This is a genomic window from Streptococcus cristatus, from assembly GCF_003943815.1.
Taxonomy (GTDB): domain Bacteria; phylum Bacillota; class Bacilli; order Lactobacillales; family Streptococcaceae; genus Streptococcus; species Streptococcus cristatus_F.
The window spans coordinates 1-4453 of record NZ_RJNA01000029.1 but is presented as its reverse complement, the minus strand read 5'-3'; the positions used below and the strand labels follow the sequence as shown (position 1 = coordinate 4453).

The window sequence follows — 4453 nt, the reverse complement described above, 5'->3', positions numbered from 1 at the left end:
GGCTAAGAACTCAGACACTCGAATCGTTTGAAGTAAAATTAAAGGAACTTGATGAATATTTAAAACAGCGGAAGCAATTAATACTCGAAATTATTGAGGATTTTAATAAAACTCAGATTGGTAAGTTAAGAATTTGTTATGAACAAATTGATAGATGGGAAGAACCGCATTTGGAAAGTTATCTTTTCAAGAATAACCGTTCTTCGTTTGAAAATTATAGAATCAGTATGCAAGATGTAGCAGACGTTTTATATCTTATCTATCGGGAATTAGGAATGAAAGAATTTGTTAAAGTCATTGTAAGACAAAATATTCCTAATAAGTATTTTATGCTTTTAAAAAGTATCTCTGAAGATAATTTTGCAAAACAAGAAAATAATTGGAGAGATAAATCTGAAATTAATGAATACAACATTACGCATTTAAAAACGAGTATCTACTCTTTAATTGAAAATAGTAGTTTATTAAATGAGTTTAAAAGAGTTTTAAAAGCGCATGTAGCAAATGAAAGGTTATTTTTGGAGTTTAATATTAACTCCAAAGAAACCTCACACCAACTTGATATCCTCTATAAAGAAGTTGGTGTATTAAGTTTGGGACAAAAAGTTGTAGCCATGCTTGATTTTTTATTAGCGTATAGTGATTATTCTAAAGACTTCAGACCATTGATTATTGATCAGCCTGAAGATAATCTAGATAATCGTTATATTTACAGGCATTTAGTTCAGCAGTTTAGAGATGTGAAAGCTCAACGACAAATTATTTTAGCAACACATAATGCTACAATTGTAACAAATTCTATGACAGATCAAGTTGTTATTATGGAGTCAGATGGAGTTAACGGATGGATTGAATCACAGGGATATGTTAGTGAAAAATATATAAAAAATCATATCATCAATCAATTAGAGGGAGGGAAAGATTCCTTCAAGCATAAAATGTCTATATATGAGACGGCTTTATCAGAGTAGAGCCAGAAAAAGTAGGTTAGAAATTTAGCCTACTTTTTCTTTGTTCGACAGGCATAGTGTACATCTGAGGTCCAAGTCTTCTTTTGATATCTGCTGCAGATGAAACCAATAGCGACTCCTAAGCCTGAATATCTTGAGGTAGGGGGGAGAGGAAGGAATTAGCGAAATCAAGGCTCTACAAACAGAATCGTGACTTGAAGCCATATAGCGGATGAGGAATTCTAAAATCCAAATAGGTGTCGTAACCTATATACGTAAATTACGAGAGTAAACTAGGAAAGATGTACGGCTTATTCCGTGAGCGTTTAGGACGTAGTACAACGAATCATGGGAGTCAGCTGAACCCATAGTATTGAAGAAATTTCTGTAATGGAAATGGAGCGAAGGGTGAACAACTAAATGGATATCTCTCTAATTAAATTTGTCAATCCTAATTCCTGGCCTGAAAAGACAGTGAACTGAAAACGTAAATGATGGAAGCTGATCACAAATATAGGACGGCACTGATAGAACGAATTGTAAAATGAAAAGATGAGTGAGTATAATGCTCTCGTTAAAACTTAGTTGGCCCGCTGTGTGCCGAACGGTACGCACAGTGGTGTTAGATGGGCTAGAGATTAGTCCCTAATCGATCTGTGATAACTTCTTCAAATAATCCTTGTTATCCTAATATCATCCTAAGAAAATCGATACTCAAATTTAAACTGGGGGTTTGGGGGCGAAGCCACCAAGTTATCTTATCGTTGGCTATCAAAACTAGAAGGTTTTGGTCGGCTGGCGATATGATTTTTGGGATATTGTGGACACAATATCTGAGCTCGCAAAGCCTTACAAGATGCTATATTTTGTTTTTATAAGTTTCCCGTGGTTGACACGGGGTCGGGAATTATCCGACAATAGATGAAAGTGAGGAAGTAGTGTGCCAGAACAATACAGAGACATTCGCAAAGAGGTTAATTTGACTGCAAATGAATTAGAAATGATTGACATAATGATGAAAAATAAAGGATTTGAACACTTTTCTTCATTTGCCAGAAACAAGTTACTGGAGAACGAGTTAGAAATGACTGCTGAAAAGTGGTTCACCTTCTGGCATTCTCAAAAGCTGGAACAAATCAGTCGTGATGTTTATGAGATTTTAATCTTATCAAGGGCAGAACATCAAGTCACCCAAGAACATGTATCCATTCTCTTAACCTGTGTTCAGGAATTGATTCAAGAAATAGGGAACTCCATTCCTCTTAGTCAAGACTTCCGTAAAAAATACATGAGGTAGGCACATGGAAAATCGTTACCGAACTAAGCTAAAGAAAGTTTTCCTATCTGATAGCGAATTGAGTCAGTTGAAACATTGCATCGATCAAAGCGGTTGTAAATCTTTTTCAGAATATGCTCGACGAACCCTACTTGACCCTGGTATGAATTTCATCACCATTGATACAACTGGTTATCAAGATTTGATATTTGAGTTGAAGAGGATTGGTAATAACATCAACCAGATTGCCCGAAGTGTTAATCAATCTCAGTTGATTTCAAGTGAAGAATTGCAAGACTTGAAAAAGGGAATCGCTGACTTGATAAGTGAGGTAGAGAAAGAGTTTAGTGTTCAAGCAAAAAAGTTGAGGGAGTTTTATGGTCATCACTAAGCATTTTGCCATTCACGGAAAGAGTTATCGCAGAAAAATTATCAAGTATATTCTTAATCCTGATAAGACTAAGAATCTTGCATTGGTATCGGACTATGGCATGAGAAATTTTCTGGATTTTCCTAGCTATGATGAGATGGTGCAGATGTATCATGAAAATTTTATCAGCAATGATACGCTTTATAATTTTCGGCATGCTAGGTTAGAGGAAAAGCAACGAAAAATTCATGCCCATCATATCATTCAGTCTTTTTCTCCAGAGGATCATCTCACTCCTGAACAAATCAATCAGATTGGCTATGAGACAATGAAGGAGTTAACCGGTGGAAAATTTCGTTTTATCGTTGCGACTCACGCTGATAAAAATCACCTCCATAATCACATCATTATCAACTCGGTTGATAGTAATTCGGACAAAAAACTCAAGTGGGATTATAATGTGGAACGAAATCTTCGAATGATTTCAGATAGATTTTCTAAAATTGCAGGGGCGAAAATTATAGAGAATCGCTATTCCCACCAGCAGTTTGAAGTTTATCGTAAGACCAATTACAAGTACGAACTCAAGCAGCGACTCTATTTTTTGATTGAAAATTCTACCGATTTTGAGGATTTAAAAAAGAACGCTCCATTACTACATATGGAGATGGATTTCAGTCACAAGCATACCACCTTTTTTATGACGGACTCAACTATGAGACAAGTGGTGCGTGGTAATAAACTCAATCGCAAGCAACCTTACACAGAAGAGTTTTTCAAGAATTACTTTGCCAAAAGAAAAATAGAAGAGCTTATGGAATTTCTTCTACCCAATGTTGATAACTTAGAAACTCTGATAAAAAAAGCAAAACTATTTGGATTAAATATCAGTCCTAAGCAAAAGCATGTTTCTTTTCAATTTTCAGGAGTAGAGGTGAAAGAGACCGAAATAAATAAGAAAAATCTTTACGATGTAGAATTTTTCAAAGATTATTTTGAAAAGAGAAAAAAATTGAAAGCTCCAGAACTTAAGGATTTAGTTCAAGTTTATCAAGAAGAGAAAATCTCCAAAGAAAAAGAACTCCCAAGCGAGGAGAAATTTTGGGAGTCCTATCAAGGGTTCAGGAAAAACAGGGACGCTGTTCATGAATTTGAGGTAGAGTTGTCATTTAATCAAATCGAAAAAGTAGTGGATGATGGAATTTACATCAAGATCAAGTTTGGTATTCGTCAGGAGGGGCTTGTCTTTGTACCTAACATGGAGCTAGATATGGAAGAGGATAAGGTAAAGGTTTTTATTAGAGAAACTAGCGCCTACTATGTCTATCACAAAGATGACGCCGAGAAAAACCGCTATATGAAAGGTAGAACGTTGATTCGCCAATTCAGCTCTGAAAATCAAACAATTCCATTCCACAGAAAAACGACTGTGGAGATGATTGAAGAAAAGATTGAAGAAGTGGATGCTTTGATTAAGTTGAATGTGGAAAATCAATCTTATATCACGATTAAAGACGAGCTAGTGCGTGAACTAGCAGCGTCTGAGTTGAGAATCAATGCTTTGCAAGAACGAGTGATAACCTTAAATCAAGTAGCAGAATATTTACTGTCTTCAGTTAAAAACAAGCAAGAAATGAAGTTGAATCTTTCAAAATTGAATATAACTGAGGCAATTAGTATTAATGTTGTGGAAGAGAATCTGAAGGAGTTGGGAAATCAATTGGCATTAGAAAAAGATAGATATGAGAACATCGTATTTAAAATGAATAAGTTTATCAATCGTGTGAGTAAGAAAATTTCAAAAGAAGAAGAGATGGGTTTTCAAAAATAACCTATCTAGTCATTATTTATATATAA

The 4453-nt window shown here is 35.1% G+C and carries 3 protein-coding genes and 1 pseudogene; all 4 read left to right on the top strand.

The features are described from left to right. A pseudogene (locus tag D8872_RS10470) lies at positions 1-971 on the top strand (Spaf_1101 family AAA-like ATPase); the annotation flags it as partial. A gap of 919 nt (positions 972-1890) precedes the next feature. After that, complete coding sequence (locus tag D8872_RS10465; protein ID WP_001115082.1) at positions 1891-2247, top strand: SAG1252 family conjugative relaxosome accessory protein; 357 nt, start codon at positions 1891-1893, stop codon at positions 2245-2247. A gap of 4 nt (positions 2248-2251) precedes the next feature. Beyond that, positions 2252-2617 carry a MobC family plasmid mobilization relaxosome protein gene (locus tag D8872_RS10460; protein WP_037612713.1) on the top strand — a complete coding sequence of 122 codons (366 nt, stop codon included), beginning with the start codon at positions 2252-2254 and terminating at the stop codon, positions 2615-2617. Continuing rightward, the gene (locus D8872_RS10455; RefSeq protein ID WP_037612711.1) at positions 2604-4427 is read left to right on the top strand and encodes an SAG1250 family conjugative relaxase; all 1824 of its coding nucleotides are present in this window, start codon (positions 2604-2606) and stop codon (positions 4425-4427) included. Before D8872_RS10460 ends, D8872_RS10455 begins: the two co-directional genes overlap by 14 nt. Positions 4428-4453 lie beyond the last annotated feature (26 nt).